Source organism: Shewanella sp. AS1 (genome assembly GCF_021412565.1).
Classification (GTDB): Bacteria; Pseudomonadota; Gammaproteobacteria; order Enterobacterales; family Shewanellaceae; genus Shewanella.
The window spans coordinates 1-206 of sequence record NZ_JAKCLJ010000178.1; the positions used below are offsets into that span (position 1 = coordinate 1).

1 protein-coding gene is annotated in these 206 nt (G+C 53.9%); it reads right to left on the bottom strand.

Annotated features, from left to right (window positions below):
• Nucleotides 1-206, bottom strand: a 206-nt coding sequence (locus LZP69_RS16590; RefSeq protein WP_234201770.1) for a hypothetical protein, incomplete at both ends; no start/stop codon positions are given.

Below are 206 nucleotides of genomic sequence, written 5' to 3' on the forward strand. Positions count from 1 at the left end.
CTATTGTGGCAGTGGTGCTGTAAGTGGCCGTGTCATTCGCATCAATATCCGTTGAGGTGATGGTGCCATTAACTACTGAACCATCTTCCTTGGCGCTGACTTGCGCGATGGGATCCAGTACCGGTGCGTCGTTAACGTTGTTAACCACCAGGTTAAAGGTGGACGTGACGGTTGCACCCTGGCTATCGGTGGCGGTGACCGTGATG